Genomic DNA, 17,741 nt, shown 5'->3' on the forward strand with positions numbered 1-17,741 from the left:
TCGGAGGTATTAATATGGGAATTTTTACAAGAATGTCAAATATGATAAAAGGAAAGGTCAATAGCACTTTGGACGAAATGGAGAATCCAATTGAATTATTAGATCAAAAATTAAGAGATATGGACGAGCAGTTTAACAAAGCTAAATTAAGCTCGGCTCAAATATTAGGTAACGCTCATGAAATCGAAAAAAAATTAATCCTTGCAAAAAAAGAATCTGAAGATTATGATCAAAAAGTTAAATTAGCATTAAGTAAAGGGAATGAAGATTTAGCTAAAAGAGCTTTAGCTAAGAAAGTTGAAACAGATAAAAAAATCACTTCATTACAAGCAAGCTATGATAATGCTAAAGCTCAAGCTGATACAATAAAGGCAAATCTTCGCGCTTTAGAAGAAGAAATAACAAAGACTAGGAGTTACAGAGATGAAGCTGCTGCAAGATTTGCCAATGCTGAAGCATCTCAAAAGGTTAATGAAGTTCTTGCTAATGTGCAAACAAAGAGCAATTCAATACAAATTGATAGTATTGAAAGAAAAATTCAAAGAAAAGAATCACTTGCTCAAGGATTAGGTGAGTTAAGAGATTTAGATAATTTTGATAGTGAGTTTGAAAAATTAGATGAAGTTGACTTAGATCTTGAATTAGCAAAATACAAAACCAACTAGGTGATCAGATGGATAATGATAAAGATATTGATTTTATTAATGAAGAAAGAAGATACTGGGGAAAGATATATACTGATATAGCTTATGCAATAAGCGAAATTTCTCCTTTCATATCAGAAGAAGATTTAAAAATCAGAAAATATTATACTAAAGCTTCAGTTCTTCAAGAGTATACTAAACTATTAGATTCCGCTGAAGCTGACTGTAAAAAGAAATCTATATTTTCAATGTTTAAATCTAATCCAAGTATTGGCTTACTACAAGATTTTAAGACAAAAAACAGAGATACTTTTAAGCAATTAGAGAAATGCTCTAACTGTGAATGCCTAAGCTGTGCTTTTGAATGTAATTTCAAAAAATGTTCAAGTTGTAGGGATGCATCTATGATTTGTTTCTGCGACAAGGAAAGAGTTAATGTTAGAAAGTTTGAAAATTTCACACTAGACCTTACTAACAATGATAACGGAAGGGCCTCAAAATATAAAGCTTTGGCAGTTGTTGAAGATTGTTCTTTAGACAACTTATATATTCTATTAGAGAATATTAGAGATTCAAATGATAAATTAGTATTATATTACTACCCTGGAATTCGAGAAGATTCCTTTGGTGAAATAACTGATCCTAATGAATTCGACTTTGTAGTAGAGACTTACCAAAATGCATAGCAACCTATAAGGTATTGTGCAGCATCGAAATATCAAAATACTCGCAGTATGAGCATGCTTTAAGTTTACTGCTAAATAATAGAAATGGAATATATGTGTTTGCTTCGCTTCTTTGAAGAGTTCGCAAAAACATATATTCCATTTCTAATTTAGCATAACTTAAAACACATCATATCTAAGCAAGTATTTTTATATTTCTTTGGTGACAATACCTTTAATGAACCATTTTTATGCATATGGTATTTACTTAACACTTAAAGTAAGTGAGGTACAAAGAAATAGAATACATATATGTGGAACAGGCATTGAAAAACAAGCTGCTCTGAATATCTTAACGGGAAGTTGTTCCACTTTTGCTTGTCCTATGCTTGCCATAGGAACATGCAGAAGTGGTGCAACTTTCCATTTAGATATTCCCAGCGAAGTTTTTCACAGCCCTGTGGAACATATATGTATTCTATTTCGGTTGTTTATCACTTCACTTTAAGTTCTTCACAAAGCACTACCCCTCATAATACATTGAGAATTGTTGCACTTCTAATGCTTTTCTTTTTTCCATTTCATTGAAACAGTAATTTATTATATCACTTCTTTTTATAATTCCTATAAAAGTTCCATTATCATCAGTTACTGGAACAAAATTTTGACTTTCTGCCAAAGAAATTAAGCTCTCTATATTAGATGTTATAGATACAGATTTATGATTTATTCTTCTTTGTATATCTTTAACCCTAACAGATTCAGTATTTTTAAAGTTTAAATTATTCGTATTTTTTAGTTTCCATAGTAGGTCTCCCTCTGTTAGAGTTCCTACGTACTTTCCCTCTCTATTTATAATTGGAATTGCAGTATACCCATGATGCTCCATTCTCTCCATGACTTGTCTCATTGTTGCATCTTGATTTTCACATATTACCTCATTTTTAGGTGTAAGAAAAAAGGCTATATTCATAAATAAAATCCTTTCCTTAAATGTATTCGTTTAATTTTTATTTACAAATCTATTTTATCATATTTTTTCTTAAAATTCTTTTAAGAAATTATTACTTATCATTGAATTTTTATTAAAATCACCTCTTCTTGCCACTATTCTCTAACTTATATATATAATTTAAATATGACTCATCTTTTAAAATACTATTAACTTCATCATATCCATCTTCTCCTTGAAGAGTTTTCTTTACCATGATTTCACACAAAACATTACTCTTACATTTAGGGCATGTTCCTACGGATGCAAATCTCCAATTTAAAAGTTCAATCGCCGTTTCCAATTCAACCCTCTTACCACACTTTGGACACTTTAACTCTAACTTATCTTCATCAATTTTAACGCTTTCAAGATCTGATATATGAATTGCAGGCATATTATAAATATCCTTAACCAGATAATTCTTAATAATCCTCGAATTGTATACCCTTCTAAACACCTCTACTGTATATTTTGCATCATTTAACGCATCGTGCAATTTAGTGTCATCAACTTTAATCTTCAATTCATCTAAAGCTGCCTTTAATCCCAGCGCCTTTTTATGAGCTAGCATCTTAGTAGTATATTCCTGAATATCTAAATACTCATTAAGCCATTTTAGACTGCTGTAATTATAGTAATGCGCATTTATGATTAATTCTGCGACATCATCTTTTGCCCATGAACAAAGAACATCACCCTCTTCGAACATATCCTCGAGCTTATCTATAGCTTCTTTAAAAGTTATGCCCTTTTCATTAAGTATATTCATATCTATTTTAGTAATTTCAGTAACAATAGGATTAATTACAGGAAAAACACTTGGTTTTATATATTCTCTAATTTCGCTTATAGGTTTCATGTATTTATCTACCTTTACAGCTCCTATTTCTATAATCTCATTTTCTATACCTATAGATTCAAACTCGCCATACATTTCAAAAAAGTTCTTATAATAGTTTGTTATATTCTTTAAGTTATTAAACTCTAAATCAATAATAATGTACCCCATATCTAATCCTTTCTAAAATCACTTTTAATTTAAATTCTAAAAATCTATTCCTGCAAGTTTCATTAAGTGAATTGCATTTTGCGTTTCACTCTTACCTTTTCTTAATATATAATCAAATTTAATTTTACCATCTTTATAGAATTCTCTAAAGTTATAATTTATTATACTGTTATTTTCTTTTTCTAAGTCACATAACTCTAGATCATGAGTAGATACAAGACCTACTCCTCCATATTTTATTAACTGCTTAATGAGAACTATCGCCCCAACATGCCTATCTTTAGAATTTGTGCCCTTAAATATCTCATCTAAGAGAAAAAATATTTTTTCTCCGTTTTTACAGGCCTCTATTAACATTTTTATTCGTAAAATTTCTGCATAAAATGAGGAGATGCTTTCTTCTAAATTATCTTTTGTTCTCATGCAAGTATAAGTATTCATAATTCCACAAGAAAATTCATCGGCACATACTGGGGCTCCAATATAGCTAAGAATTAGATTTACTCCTAATGTTCTTAAAAACGTACTCTTTCCAGACATATTTGAGCCAGTTATTAGCGATACCTTGTGCTCCCCTTTTAATGAAAATGTATTTCTAACCGCCTTTTTTCCAAGTAATGGATGGCCTATATTTATTCCTTCAATTTCGTTTTTATCCAATATTATAGGGTAGGCCCAATTATCATTTTCAAATGATAAATTCGATATACTACATAATGCATCTATCTCATGCATTACTTCAAGCCATTCTTCAAGCTTTTTACCATTTTTCTCTCTCCATTTTTCCAAACTCCTCATAAGGAATACGTCTGAAAACACGAGTATATTCAATATTAAATAATACGCATTGTATTTACTGTTTCCAGCCCAATCAAGTATATTAGAAAATTTTTTAATTTCCTCTTTGCAACTTACTGAATCATTTCTTAATTTACTACTTATTTTTATCAAATACTCAGAATTAAAATTTTCATTTTCTATTAACCATAAAATTTTACTATATGCATACACACTATGTTTTATAGATTCGAATAGCTCAAGTTCTCTTCTCATTCCTTTTGATAATATCTTAATAACAATAAAATTCACAGAAAAATCTAAGAGTAAAAATGACTGCGGTATTATCCCATTTACAGCTGCCAGTATAGAACATATTGTTGCCAAAATAAACGTACAAGCAATAGCTACTCTCAAAGGACTTGACGATTCATTATCTTTACTCCATTTAAGAAGACTACCTAAATCTATATCTTTTGATTTTTTAACACTGCCTTCAACAATTAGATTTTGTCTCCATTCGGCTTTTTCTCCTAATTCTTTAATTGCTTGCTGCCTTTTTACTATCTCATTTTTATTTAATTTTTTCTCATTTTTTAGTAGACTCACTAGTTCTTCTCTTCCACCCTTTGTTACAGTAGTATTAATGTATTGAAAAATTGAATTCTCACCAAATACATCCAAGTCATTTATAAATGGATGCTCATCATCCAAGTATTCTGAGCCATTATCCTCAAAACTAGTGAATTCATTATTTATTCTTTTTAAACCATTTTGATTTATATATACTAATAAATCAATCCTTTTTTTTAACTCGAAAATATTATTATGATAAAATATTAAAAATAGGAATAACCCTAGAAGAACTATTGTCACTACTATTGCTAAACTTATTTTATTTTGTTTATATAAGAAATAATCAATTAAAACACAAATAGCAAATACAATCAATCTACTCCATCCAATAACTTCTACCTTTGAGCTTAATATTTTACTTTTCCTTGTATTCTTTTCTATGTTACCTTTATAAAATTCTTCTGCTAATCTCATAATTCCTCCCATAATAATTTTTTATTTTAAACCTTAATAAGAAATTATAATATCTCTACCACTCCTAATAATCACTATCTTTATTTTACGTCATTAAAACTATGTGTCAATTATTTCCTATATAATTTTTTAAAATAGTTTTATAATAAAATAAAGTAAATTAAAATATCTATTTTCTTAATGATATTTTAATTTACTTCATATTTTCATTTACTTAGTTACAGATGTATTCATAATTTACAATGTAAAGTTAAAATTTTATTTTTGCTCTGATAACATGCATCTATATATTTCATCTAGATTATATCTCATAGCCTCTAAATAACTCTTATCATCTTCTTTTGATTCTAGGGTTAGTATTGGAACAACATTTGCTTGAACTTCTTTTGCCAACGTTTCCGATACCTTAGGGCTGGCTAATGACTCAGAGAAAACAGTTTTTATGTTATTTTCTTTACAAAAACCAACTAAACTTTCTAATTGTTTTGGAGTTGGCTCTCCCTCTGCAAATAAGTTTTCTACTGATTTTTGTGTTAATCCGAAATCTCTGCACAGATACCCAAACGCAGCATGACCTGTAATAAAATTCTTTTGATTTACTGCATCAAATTTAGGTTTATATTCACTATATAGACTCTCTAGTTCTTCTTTAAATTTATTATAATTAGCTTCATAATAATCTTTATTTTTTTCATCTGATTTAACAAGCGCATCTTTAATGTTTTGTGATTGTATTTCTGCATTCTTTAAGCTTAACCAAATATGAGGATCAACTGCATCTTCTTCTTTCCTAACTTCAATGCCAGAACTTGAATCCACAATCACTAAATTTTTATCTTTTATAGTTTCGTTAACTTTGTCTACCCATGATTCCATACCCAATCCATTGTAAATGAAAACTTTGCTTTTAGTTAAAGTTTGAAAATCTTTGGTTTTAGGTTCATAATCATGTGGCTCCATATTATCTGGTACTAAGCACGTTACTTCTGCTTTATCCCCAGCAATCTTTTCAGTAAATTCCTTTAATGGATATATAGAAACTATAACACTTAGTTTATTATCATCTGTATTTTTTGTTGTAGCTTTAGTATTGTCTCCACAGCCAATTAATGTAATCCCCATTAATATAGCTAATACTCCCGAAATAATCTTCTTTCGCATATAACCCCTCCACTTGCATGTGATTTGCATTTGCAACTCTTTAATAATATTACAGTGAAAGTTTAAATATGTCAAGAACAGTAAAAAATAATAACCATTTATATATTTCCCACTAACGAAATCATTATAACAAGTCATCCCAATATATTTTCTGATTTTAGCTTAAAGTTATTAAATTATATTTATAATCATTACTGTCCAAGATAGATTTCTCAATTTCCTGACAAGTAAATAAAATTATTTGGCTGAATTCTTCTTTCATTAAGAGTTTTATTGCTTTTTCTCTTCTCTCATCATCATACTGAACAAAAGCATCATCAAGAAATATAGGTATATCTTTATCATTAAATAGCATATTAATAAATGAAAATCTAAGTGCTAGATACAGTTGATCTTTAGCTCCATTACTTAATATATCTCCATCAAATAGTATTCCTTTATTCCTAACTTTTAATTTATACTCCTCAGAGATCTTAGCTTCTTCATATTCTTCACCAGTTAAAAAATTAAATTTATTAATAACTTTATTATTTAAATCTGGACCAACATTCTTTCTAATTTCATTAAACGATTCCTGAAATAGTTCAGCAGTTAATTCTAGCGCTTTAAACTCTTTCTCTAATTTACTAATTCTTTCATTATTAATGAGGACATCTTCCTCTATTTCTGCAATTTCCCTTTTTCCAAGATATCTTTTTTCTATAAGATGTTCCAAATCTTTTATTTCTTTCTCGACTATTAATAGCTCATTAGATTTAGCTCTAATCTCAGCATCAATTTCTTCTTCAGATTCATAAGAATAATTCATTATATCCTGATTTATCAATTGTTTCATTTCTTCCTTTATTTCATCTATATTCCTATCTTTGAGTAAAACTTTATATGTTTCTTCCACATTATCAAGTGCATTCTTTATTTCTTTCATTTTACTTATTTTCTCTTTATATTCTTTTAAACTTATATGCAAATCCACTATTTCCACATTTTCTAATCCTAGAACAGTAGTCTTCTTTTTTATTTCAAGCTCTTTATCAGATAATTGTTCATCAATATTTTTAATTTCTTGCTTTAGTCCATTAATTTCATACTCATTCCTAGATAGATCTTCTTTTAATTTTTCGTATACGTCTAATTTATCTAATACCTCATCTAAAGTATTGCACGACAGAATGCTATATAATGAAGCCATTACCCCTTTAGTTTTATTGTAATTTGATTTCAGTTGAGTAATATCATATTTACTAATTTCTTCTTCCTTATTTTTAATAATTAAATTTATATTATCATTATAATTTTTAAACTTATCATATTGAGTTATCTTGTTAATAAACTCTTCATAAGACAAAGATTCAGTTTTATTTATATATAAATTTAATTTTTCTTCATATTCATCAATTTGCTTCTTTGAAATGACAATAGCCTGATTACTTTTTTCTGCTAATTCGTTATTTTTTATTATTAGTAAATGTTTTAAATATAATCTGATTAATACAATGAAAATAGGAATAAATACGATTATAATAGGCATTATTTGCTTTAGTACACAATAAATAAAAGCTATAATACTAACACTCCCCAAAATATAAGTAAATTTTATAGTATTATAAGACTTCCTTGAATTTACTTCTAATTTGCTATAACTATTATTTTCCATCATGTATTTTAACTCTTTCAAGCTTTCTTTATACAAATTAAGAGTCTCTTCTATATCTTCTCTGTATTTCATAATAAATTCTAAATTATGAATGTTCTTAGCTTTTTTGTTTATATCCATTTTATATCTAGCTATTAAATTTTGAATATTAATAACATCATTAAGCTTTTCTTCTAGACTCTTCATGTCAAGTCTCAAAGTGTATATCTTTTCTTTAATATTTTTTCCCATAGAATCAAACACATTGTATTTTTTTATATTATCTTTTTTTTCTCTGGCACTTTCTTGTACAATATTAAATTTATTTATTTTTTCTTGCTTTACATCTAGTAAACTTAAATATTTAGAACATTTTTCATTAATATCTTCTAAAAGTTCAATAGTTATATAGCCATCACCTTTTTTAAGTTCCTCACTAATGGCATTTTGCTTTCTTTTGAGTTCTTCTCCTTTAATTAAATAATTACTTATTTCCTTATAGTCTTTTTGTAATTTTACCTTCTTAATATATTTTTTATATAAGTCTAATTTTTGAATATTATCCTTTATACTAATCTTTTCCTCATTCTTTTTTAATAAACTTTCTTCATTCTCTATACTTTCTTCTCCTAATTTGTACGCTTCCCACAACTCTGCTTTAAGAGAATTACTATTCTCTTTTAATAAGTCAAGTTCTCCTCCCTTTCTAACGCCAACTAGCTGCTTCCTTCTTTTTTCAAGTCTTTCAATAATTTTTCTTATAGATGTATTTTCATCTCCTGTATTATAAATGTTTGTTATTTTTTCCATAATTTCTTCTTCTTTATCTTTAGAAACCATAACACCTAATTGATTTATAAATAAAGTCTTCATGAATGTAGCTGAATTTATATCAAAGAAATATCTTCCCGGTTCATTATTATAGTCAATTTCTATAATTTCACCTGTTATTTCATCAAATATTTCACATTCATCTTCTTTCCTCGTAACTCCAAAGGCACGTTTTATAATATATCCCCTGCCTTTATCCTCAACAATTAATTCACCAGAGATTTTTTCTCCCGTTAATGGCAAGTATTTTTTTCTATCGTTAAGCTTACTTCTAGAGCCATCAATTCCGTATAACCATATTCTAATAAAATTTTCAATGGAACTTTTTCCTCTTTCATTTTTTCCATAGATTAAATTAAATCCTTTTGCAAAATCTACAGATTTTTCTTTTATTCCTGCAAAAAATCTTATGTTAACTTTCTTAATAATCATACATTTTAACCTCATCACCTGATATACTCTGAAGCCCTATTTTCAGTGCTGAATTAATAATTTCCTTTTCCTCTTCTGTTTGTGCACTCTGTAATTTTTCGTATATCTTCTTTGCAAATATACTTTTTAGAGAGTATCCTTTCATTAATTCATTTATGTCTAACCTTATCTCACTTTTATCTATAACTTTTACAAAATAAAATTCGGTTTTAAGTAACTCTTCTAAAACTTCTTCATTTATTGAAAACTCTTCGGATACTTGTCCCTTTAAAATTATCTTATAGAAATTATTTTTTCTATCAAAACCTAAAATCTCGTTGATAACCTTATCTTTAACTTCATTATACCCAAAACATCCCTCGATACTTATTTCCTTCTCATAATAATTTCTTATTGAAGTTTTAATAAACTCACTTTCTACAAATCTCTCTTTAAGTTCTATCAGAACTATTCCTTTATCGTCGAGTTCATCAAACCCTCTACCTTGAGGACAGCCGCAATAACTATAATAGGTATTATCTATCTTTTTCACTCCTGAAAACTTATGCCTGTGCCCTAAGGCCACATAATCCATATTGCTTTTAGCTATCTCATTTTCAGTAACTGGATTATATTCATTTGTTTCTTTTGAAGTTGTAATTTCTCCATGCATAACCATAATATTGTTATACCCATCTATTCTTCTAATTTCTTTTAATAGAGATTTATTAACATGTGGAGTATTAAATCCGACGCCCCACACTACAGTATTCAAATCCTCAAGAATTACATTTTCCATTTCTCCCTTAAATATATAAACATTACTTGGCCAATCTACAATACTATAAAATGATTTTTCATTAAAAGGATCATGGTTGCCCGGACTTATAAATACTCTTACTTGACTTATTTTTTCAAAACAACTTTTTATAAAATAAAGTGTGGTCTTATTTACAGATAAATTATCAAATACATCTCCTGCTATTAAAAGAATATCAATTTCCCTTTCTAGGGATATTTTCATTATTTTATCGAATACTTGCTTTAGCTCTTCTTTACTTTTTAGCGCTCCCTTGGGTGTCATTCCACTAAAGGGTGTATCAAAATGTATATCTGCTGTATGTAAAATTTTTATTCTTCTCATATTAATCACCTGCAATCATTTTATACAACGAACCTTTGTTCTAATTCTATCATGAAACTTATGAAGAGTCCAAATCTAAAGACTATTCTTATGCTTAAAATTTTCTAATTTTCATAAATAAAAGAAGAGATACATTACATATCTGTGTAATGTATCTCCCTGCTTTAGAATATGATTATGTTATTTATAACATATATACTTTCAAATCTAGTTTTGAGAATCTTCTGATTCCAATTAAATCCTACTTTCATATTCCTCTACCATTCTTTTTACCATTTCTCCGCCTACTGAACCACATTGTCTAGAACTTAAGTTTCCATTATACTCTTTAAATGGAACTCCTAGTTCTTGAGCTACTTCGTTCTTGAATTCTTTCAAGCCTCGTCTTGCTTCTGGAACTAATGTCCTATTATTACTTGACATAACGATCCCCTCCTCGGTTAATTTGGTATAAATCAGCAGATAAAATTTAAATTAATTTCATCTACCGATATTAGTATTTTAACCTTCGCATACTATTTTATTCTTATCAATATAAGGGCATTTTTCAATATTTACCCTTCAACCACTAAGTTTACCTAAGAGAATAAATTTTCTAATTGTAATTTGTCATAACAATTCTTACTATATATTATATTCTCATCTACTTTTATTAAACAACGATATTCTTTAAAGTAGCCTCTATATCTCTTTTTATATCGATAAAAATGTTATTCTTCTCAGTTATAAAGTTATTCAATAAATCAATGGCAATTAAATTTAATTCATTTATATCCTTCTCGGTAATTAAATTCATTTCCTGAATTTTTCTTAAATATCTATTCATAACTTTAAAGAATCTAATTATCTCATCTTTAACAAGTTCTTTGGTTGCAAATTCATTGCTTATACTTATAAGTCTTTGCTTAAGATCTAAAACCTTCATTGGAAATAGCAGATACATATCATTTTCGAGCAGCTGCTTAAAGTCATATTTCCAGCCCTTAATTACAGTAACTTTGCAATCTGTATTTTCACCCTCAGCATTAAATTTAAATTCGCATACATCAGGAACCTCAATATTAGAGTTTAACATTATAATACATCTATCACTACTGTATTCTTTTAAGCTATTATTTAAGTTATGCTCTTTCTTCTTTTGGTTAAGACTTATTATATTTTTAGTTTCAGTATGATCTGTTCTATTTATAATTATAGCTAAGTTCTCATCATCTTTAGCTTGAAATTTTATCCTATATTCAATTTTTTTATACACATCTTCCACTAAAATTCTAACGCTGTAAACAGAATTCTTTAATAATATCACTTCATTTTTATTTACAACTTTTTTGATTTGTATATACTCAAGCTTAGTGCTTGTACTTAGATCATCATTATATATAGAATTGATAAAATTAATAAAAGGTATATTATTTTTCAATAAAAAGATTCTTCTCATAATTTTATTTAGATTCTTCTCATTTTTATTATATTTAATCCCCTTTTCATTTATTTCATTTAAATTTATTATCTCTTCTCTATCTTGAATACAATTGAACTTCTCTTTGAAATCAATATATGATTTATCATTATCTTCTTGTTCGTTTTTAAACCCATTTAATTTTAATGAATAATTACTATATCTCATTTTTTCTTTTTTTATTTCATTTAATAAAATCAATTTATTCATATCGTAGTCCACCTCATAATGGATTATTACCATAATATGTTTATAATATGCAAATATTGAATTCATTTTATATAAAATTATATAAGACACAAAATGACATTCAATTAACGTAAAATCACTAATTTTATTTTAGTTTTTATCATATTAGTAAATTATATACTTCTTTCAACAAAAATCAAGTTTTTTCAAGAATCAAATTTATACTATTCTACGATTCAAATCCATTATGTATGGTAACCATAAATTATAATTTATACACTTATTATTTAGAGATAGATTTCAATGTTCAATTATATATTTACTAGAATTTAAAATAAATAATTATAATATTAGATTTTAAATTTTTCAAAATTAAAAACCACTAATTAGCTAAAGTTTTTTAACTAATCAGTGGTTAAACAAATTCTAATCTATTATTAAATATGTCCGAATCTATTTGAATTATCATCACCCTTTCCACAAACATAATTTTTATAACTACTCCTGCACACCTCCCTTTAATTTATATTAATTGCTACAAAACATTGTATCCTTATCAAATATTATTATAGATATCTCATATAAACCTTTAAGTTCCAACTTAACAAATTTATTTAGGATACTTTCAGTTACTTACTAATATATTTTTGATAGCTTGTACTTAGTAAATCCAACTTAACCTTACTCTATGGATAATATTGCTAATTTAACACCCCTTCCGTAATATCTACTAACTAATATGAGTAGATATAAAATTTTAAATTTCATTTTTTATTAACCTTATAGACTAGAATTTGTTAAAAGAAATTTACTTTCTTCTTGTATATATATTAACATAATAATTTTCAGAATTCAATATATTTTCTGAAAATTCTTACTAACATTATAATTTATTTTAAAACTTTATGAATTCATCCTGTATTATATAAAAATTTAATCGTATTTTCATGCTTCAACTGTTATATATTAATTATGAGCATATTTACCAGACTCATCACAATATTTCTCATAAATATGCTCTTATTATAGTCTTATAATATAATTAAATGAAACTGATAAAAATTATTACGTAATTTTCTTATACATGATTGTATCAATTTTATTTAATTTGAACTTTTAAATCCTTATACCTTCTAATTGATTCTTGAGCTTCATTTATCCATTGTTCTTTTATTTTATTCGCTAACTCTTCTAAAATTCTTTGTCTATTTGCAACATGATATCTATTAAATTGAACAATTTTCCCTTCTTGAATCTTCTTAGCATAACTTGTATTCAAATTCCCCTTAAAAGGTCTGATTTCCATTGTTCCATGTACCTTGTCAGTCGATAACATATACATTTTTATCCCTCCTTATTCACATATTCAAATCTTTTTAATAATTATCGACCTATATTTTTCTTTTTATTCCTTATCTATAATCTATTCCTAATTTTATCTAGATGTTTTTGATAATCTTCAATTACAATATCCGCCTTAATTCCTATCTTCTCCAATGCACCTAACGAGGATTGAACTTTATCCCAAAATTCCTCTATTGCGTTATTAATATCATTTTTAATTATTGCCGTTTCAAACTCATCATTTTCTTCTTCAACTTTTCTTAATTGATTTATTAACGTTGTTTCATTCCCTCCTGTATTCTTAAGCTCTACGCATAAAGTATTCTTAAATCCAAGTATACAAAACTCCTTATCTAATCCACGTTCTCCACCTTTGAATACATAAGAAATTTGTTTAATGATTTCTCTTTCTGTGTATCCGGTAATATCTCCATATTCTCTTAATACAAGTATATCTTCAACATTGAAATTTCTATCATATTTTCTTAGTTCAAACGTTTTACTGCCTTCTTTTATTAATTTATAATCTTGTGGTAATATCTTCAGCTGATGCACCATTATATCCCCTACTTCCGCTCAAAATTTTGATTTATATAAACGCTTTATAAAACATTTTAACTCTTGAAAAAATAACTTTGAGTCAATAATTTTATGTACTATGTTTCATAAAATTATTCTCTCATAAAAGAGTTGTTACTATTCCTTTATTAAATTTATAGATAGTCAGTATATAAAAAAAACCGCAAATTCATTTCTGAATAATGCGGAATCATAATTCTAGCTCATAAGACTTTTAAAAGGAAAATGCCATTATTATATTTAAAACTATATGTTTACGGAATTCTTTCAATTGCTTTAGTTAATTTTCACGAAAAATAAAAAAGCCGTAGTACAACGTACTACGACAATTATGGCAGGGGCAGTAGGATTTGAACCCACAACCAATGGTTTTGGAGACCACTACTCTACCGTTGAGCCATACCCCTAAGACATTTGTTATTTTATCACGTGTTAATAGTTTATGTCAAGAAATTTATCATTATTAATTTTAATATTTAAATATTGCTTCAATTCCTAGACTTTTTACCTACTGAAAACGTATTACAAATAGTAGTTTTTTTAAATACTTCTTGTTTAAGTATCAATATTATTCTATAATATAATAAAATAATTTGATTGTCAAAATATTTTATTGTCGAATTTCTCGTGAAAGGATATATGTAAAATGAATTTTAATTCTCTTAAAATTGGAAATTTAATTGCTCCTATTCCTATTATTCAAGGGGGTATGGGAATTGGTGTTTCATCTTCTCGCCTAGCTTCCGCTGTTGCAAATGCTGGTGGGGTTGGAATAATTTCTGCTGCACAGCTTGGTTACGAAGAAGATGATTTTGAAAAGAACCCTTTAGAGGCAAATTTAAGGGCTTTAAAAAAACATATTACTCTTGCAAAGGCTAAAGCAGTAAATGGTATTATAGGTATTAATGCTATGGTTGCAACAAATAATTACGAAGAACATATAAAGACTGCTATAGAAGCAGGAGTTGATTTAATAATTTCTGGTGCTGGACTTCCTACTATGCTACCTAAAATAGTAAAAGGATCATCTGTAAAAATTGCGCCAATTGTTTCTTCCTTAAAAGCTGCAAAAGTAATTTTAAAGCTTTGGGATAAACATGATAATGTTGCCCCAGACCTTGTTGTAATCGAAGGACCAAAGGCTGGCGGTCACCTAGGATTCAAGGTAGAAGAATTAGAAGATGAAAATCTTAATTTTGATAAAATCGTAACAGATATAATAGATGAAACAAAGAAATATGCCGAGAAATATAATAAGGAAATTCCAGTAGTAGTAGCTGGCGGAGTCTTCGATGGATATGATATTGCCAAATATCTTAAGTTAGGAGCTAGTGGTGTTCAAATGGCAACAAGATTTGTTGCTACTGAAGAATGTGATGCTTCTGATGCCTTTAAAAATGCTTATGTTAACTGTACGCTGGAAAATATACAAATAGTAAAAAGTCCTGTAGGAATGCCTGGAAGAGCTATTACAAACCCATTTGTTAGTAGAACTGCTGTTGAAAGGGAAAAAATTACACACTGTTATAATTGTTTAACACCATGTAATCCTGCTAATACACCTTACTGTATAAGTAAAGCATTAATAAATGCAGTAAAAGGAAACCTTGATGAAGGTCTTATCTTCTGTGGTGAAAATGCAAGCAAAATAACAAAAATAACTACCGTTAAAGAACTTATGGATGAGCTAGTTTCTGAATTAAAAAATGCCTAATTCATCTTAGATAAAAAATTGCCACTTATCTGATTCTTTGGATAATAGATAAGTGGCAATTTTTATTTCTGTACATTATTATTTTTAATACAAGAGTTATCTAAAATAAAATTTAAATTTATTCTCTTACTTACCAACTATAATTGTCTAAATTATAAGTTTTTACATGCTATTACTTCAACTTCGCATAAGACTGACTTAGGAAGTTCCTTTACGGCTACGCAAGAACGTGCTGGCTTACTAATAAAATATTTTGCATATACTTCATTAAACTTAGCAAAATCACTCATATCTGCAAGAAAACAAGTTGTTTTTATAACATTGTTAAAATCAATATTATTAGCTTCTAATATAGCTGTTATATTTTTCATAACTTGTAAAGCTTGTTCCTCTACGTCTGTTCCTACTACTTCCCCTGTTACTGGATCCAAAGCAATTTGTCCTGATGTAAATAATAGATCCCCAAAGCTTACCGCTTGAGAATATGGACCAATAGCTGCTGGAGCATTTTCTGTATTTGTTACTTTTAGCATTTCTAATTCCTCCAAATCAAGTTAATTTAATAGTTTATTTATTTAAAACCCTAAAAGAAAAGTTAATGAGAAACTCAACATTTTCTTTAGGTTTTATATCTTACTTACAATTGTACTCATATTATGTTATATGTTCAATATTTACACTACAACTTTCATATCATCCCCACATCTTATTTTTCCACCAACAATAACTTTTGCAAACACACCATTTCTAGGCATAATGCAATCTCCCATTTTCTTATAAATCTCACAGTGATTGTGGCACTCTTTTCCTATTTGAGTAATCTCCAAAACAACATCGTTGCATCTTAGTATTGCCCCAATAGGCAGCTTGGTAAATTCAATTCCTTCTACTACAAGATTTTCACCAAAGGCCCCATCTATTACATTGGCACCTTTATTGTTAAATTCCTCTATTTTTTCATAAGACAATAAACTTACTTGCCTATGCCAATCTCCTGCATGAGCATCACTTTGTATTCCAAAGTTTTCTATAAATTTTCCCTCTTTAATATTTTTCTTTTGCGTGCCACGTTTTTCACTAATACATACAGCTACTACCTTCCCCATAGTCATCCTCCAATCTGTGACATTTTCTTTATTTCAATATTACTAGATTTATTTTCTTTATTGAATTCATGCTGTTCTGGTTTACTTAATATGCCTTTTTTTATTTCATCTGTTAATTCTTTTTCATTAATTCCATTTCTAATTAAACCTTTTAGATCTAGTCCGGTACCGTAGCATAGGCATGGTTTCAAGAACCCATCAGCGGTAATTCTAATTCTATTACAATTTTCACAAAACTCATTACTTACTGCACTTATAAATCCTATATGTCCCTTAAATTGTTCATTCTTATAATATACGGCTGGTCCATTACCATTAGCTTCTTCTAATCTTGAGAATTTTCCATACTCCTTCTCAAGTATATTTAGTATCTCTATGCTTGATATTCCTTTAAAGGATTCTCCTAATCCAATAGGCATCATTTCTATGAATCTAACATCTATATTTTTATCTTTACTTATAGCTGCAATATTTACTATTTCATCAAAATTAAAATTCTTAATTGGAACACTATTTATTTTTATTTTTACCCCTATATTTTGAGTTTCTTTTATACCTCTAATAACTTCATCAAATTTATCTCTTCTAGTTATATCTTTGAATTTTTCTTTTATTAGCGTATCTAAACTAATATTTATACTATTAATTCCTGCTTTTTTTAAGTCATGAATTTTATCATAAAGAAATACTCCATTTGTAGTTAATGTAACATTTTTTACAAGTGGAAGTTCTTTTATTGACCTTATTAAATCTGTAACATCATCTCTAAGTAGTGGTTCCCCACCAGTTACTTTAATCTTTTGAATTCCTAATTTGGAGGCACTCTTGCAGATTTTAATAATTTCATCAAAGGTTAAAATCTCATTATTCATTAAAGTAGCAACTCTTTCTTCTGGCATACAATATTTACACCTAAAATTGCATTTATCAGTTATAGATATTCTAAGATAATCTATATTACGTCCATATAAATCTAACAAAATCAGTATACCTCCTTATATGCTTAAATTGATCCTATACTCCATTATTTA

17 protein-coding genes and 1 tRNA gene are annotated in these 17,741 nt (G+C 27.7%); 4 read left to right on the forward strand and 14 right to left on the reverse strand.

Features of this window, described 5'->3' with window-relative positions; genetic code table 11:
• Window positions 1-14: 14 nt before the first annotated feature.
• The 3 genes from CLCHR_RS10855 to CLCHR_RS10865 all read left to right on the forward strand — a co-directional run bounded on the left by CLCHR_RS10855 (window position 15) and on the right by CLCHR_RS10865 (window position 1,817).
• Window positions 15-665, forward strand: coding sequence for a PspA/IM30 family protein (locus tag CLCHR_RS10855; protein WP_079439823.1), 651 nt, complete (start codon window positions 15-17; stop codon window positions 663-665).
• Window positions 666-673: 8 nt separating this feature from the next.
• Window positions 674-1,330: a DUF1292 domain-containing protein gene (locus CLCHR_RS10860; protein WP_079439824.1), complete on the forward strand. Its 657-nt coding sequence runs from the start codon at window positions 674-676 to the stop codon at window positions 1,328-1,330.
• Window positions 1,331-1,547: 217 nt separating this feature from the next.
• The gene (locus tag CLCHR_RS10865) at window positions 1,548-1,817 is read left to right on the forward strand and encodes a hypothetical protein (RefSeq protein ID WP_079439825.1); all 270 of its coding nucleotides are present in this window, start codon (window positions 1,548-1,550) and stop codon (window positions 1,815-1,817) included.
• A 15-nt stretch (window positions 1,818-1,832) separates the two neighbouring features.
• Here the strand turns inward: CLCHR_RS10865 and CLCHR_RS10870 are convergent, their stop codons facing one another.
• The 11 genes from CLCHR_RS10870 to CLCHR_RS10920 form a co-directional block, all read right to left on the reverse strand.
• Window positions 1,833-2,282, reverse strand: coding sequence for a CBS domain-containing protein (locus CLCHR_RS10870; protein ID WP_079439826.1), 450 nt, complete (start codon window positions 2,280-2,282; stop codon window positions 1,833-1,835).
• Between the two features lie 118 nt (window positions 2,283-2,400).
• On the reverse strand, window positions 2,401-3,312 hold the full coding sequence (locus CLCHR_RS10875; protein ID WP_079439827.1) for a 3'-5' exonuclease: 912 nt from the start codon (window positions 3,310-3,312) through the stop codon (window positions 2,401-2,403).
• Between the two features lie 36 nt (window positions 3,313-3,348).
• Complete coding sequence (locus CLCHR_RS10880) at window positions 3,349-5,139, reverse strand: MutS-related protein (protein WP_079439828.1); 1,791 nt, start codon at window positions 5,137-5,139, stop codon at window positions 3,349-3,351.
• A 258-nt stretch (window positions 5,140-5,397) separates the two neighbouring features.
• The gene (locus CLCHR_RS10885; protein WP_079439829.1) at window positions 5,398-6,300 is read right to left on the reverse strand and encodes a metal ABC transporter solute-binding protein, Zn/Mn family; all 903 of its coding nucleotides are present in this window, start codon (window positions 6,298-6,300) and stop codon (window positions 5,398-5,400) included.
• Between the two features lie 157 nt (window positions 6,301-6,457).
• Complete coding sequence (locus tag CLCHR_RS10890; protein ID WP_079439830.1) at window positions 6,458-9,196, reverse strand: AAA family ATPase; 2,739 nt, start codon at window positions 9,194-9,196, stop codon at window positions 6,458-6,460.
• Window positions 9,186-10,319 (reverse strand): metallophosphoesterase family protein, encoded by a 1,134-nt coding sequence (locus CLCHR_RS10895; RefSeq protein WP_079439831.1) that lies wholly within the window; start codon window positions 10,317-10,319, stop codon window positions 9,186-9,188. The genes CLCHR_RS10890 and CLCHR_RS10895 overlap by 11 nt, the downstream gene beginning before the upstream one ends.
• A 234-nt stretch (window positions 10,320-10,553) precedes the next feature.
• Window positions 10,554-10,742, reverse strand: coding sequence for an alpha/beta-type small acid-soluble spore protein (locus tag CLCHR_RS10900; RefSeq protein ID WP_079439832.1), 189 nt, complete (start codon window positions 10,740-10,742; stop codon window positions 10,554-10,556).
• A 229-nt stretch (window positions 10,743-10,971) separates the two neighbouring features.
• Window positions 10,972-11,988 carry a hypothetical protein gene (locus CLCHR_RS10905; protein WP_079439833.1) on the reverse strand — a complete coding sequence of 339 codons (1,017 nt, stop codon included), beginning with the start codon at window positions 11,986-11,988 and terminating at the stop codon, window positions 10,972-10,974.
• A gap of 1,078 nt (window positions 11,989-13,066) precedes the next feature.
• Window positions 13,067-13,309 (reverse strand): hypothetical protein, encoded by a 243-nt coding sequence (locus tag CLCHR_RS10910; RefSeq protein WP_079439834.1) that lies wholly within the window; start codon window positions 13,307-13,309, stop codon window positions 13,067-13,069.
• Window positions 13,310-13,383: 74 nt separating this feature from the next.
• Window positions 13,384-13,869 (reverse strand): DUF3850 domain-containing protein, encoded by a 486-nt coding sequence (locus tag CLCHR_RS10915; RefSeq protein ID WP_079439835.1) that lies wholly within the window; start codon window positions 13,867-13,869, stop codon window positions 13,384-13,386.
• A 353-nt stretch (window positions 13,870-14,222) separates the two neighbouring features.
• Window positions 14,223-14,297, reverse strand: a tRNA-Trp gene (locus CLCHR_RS10920).
• Between the two features lie 239 nt (window positions 14,298-14,536).
• On the opposite strand from CLCHR_RS10920, the gene CLCHR_RS10925 reads away from it, so the two are divergent.
• Window positions 14,537-15,604, forward strand: coding sequence for an NAD(P)H-dependent flavin oxidoreductase (locus tag CLCHR_RS10925; protein ID WP_079439836.1), 1,068 nt, complete (start codon window positions 14,537-14,539; stop codon window positions 15,602-15,604).
• Between the two features lie 152 nt (window positions 15,605-15,756).
• Here CLCHR_RS10925 and CLCHR_RS10930 read toward each other — a convergent pair whose 3' ends face one another.
• The 3 genes from CLCHR_RS10930 to moaA all read right to left on the reverse strand — a co-directional run bounded on the left by CLCHR_RS10930 (window position 15,757) and on the right by moaA (window position 17,690).
• Complete coding sequence (locus CLCHR_RS10930; protein ID WP_079439837.1) at window positions 15,757-16,137, reverse strand: RidA family protein; 381 nt, start codon at window positions 16,135-16,137, stop codon at window positions 15,757-15,759.
• Between the two features lie 141 nt (window positions 16,138-16,278).
• Window positions 16,279-16,710: an MOSC domain-containing protein gene (locus CLCHR_RS10935; protein ID WP_079439838.1), complete on the reverse strand. Its 432-nt coding sequence runs from the start codon at window positions 16,708-16,710 to the stop codon at window positions 16,279-16,281.
• 2 nt (window positions 16,711-16,712) lie between these two features.
• The gene (moaA, locus tag CLCHR_RS10940) at window positions 16,713-17,690 is read right to left on the reverse strand and encodes a GTP 3',8-cyclase MoaA (protein ID WP_079439839.1); all 978 of its coding nucleotides are present in this window, start codon (window positions 17,688-17,690) and stop codon (window positions 16,713-16,715) included.
• Between the last annotated feature and the right edge of the window lie 51 nt (window positions 17,691-17,741).

Origin of the sequence: Clostridium chromiireducens, from assembly GCF_002029255.1 — a bacterium.
Taxonomy (GTDB): Bacteria; Bacillota; Clostridia; order Clostridiales; family Clostridiaceae; genus Clostridium; species Clostridium chromiireducens.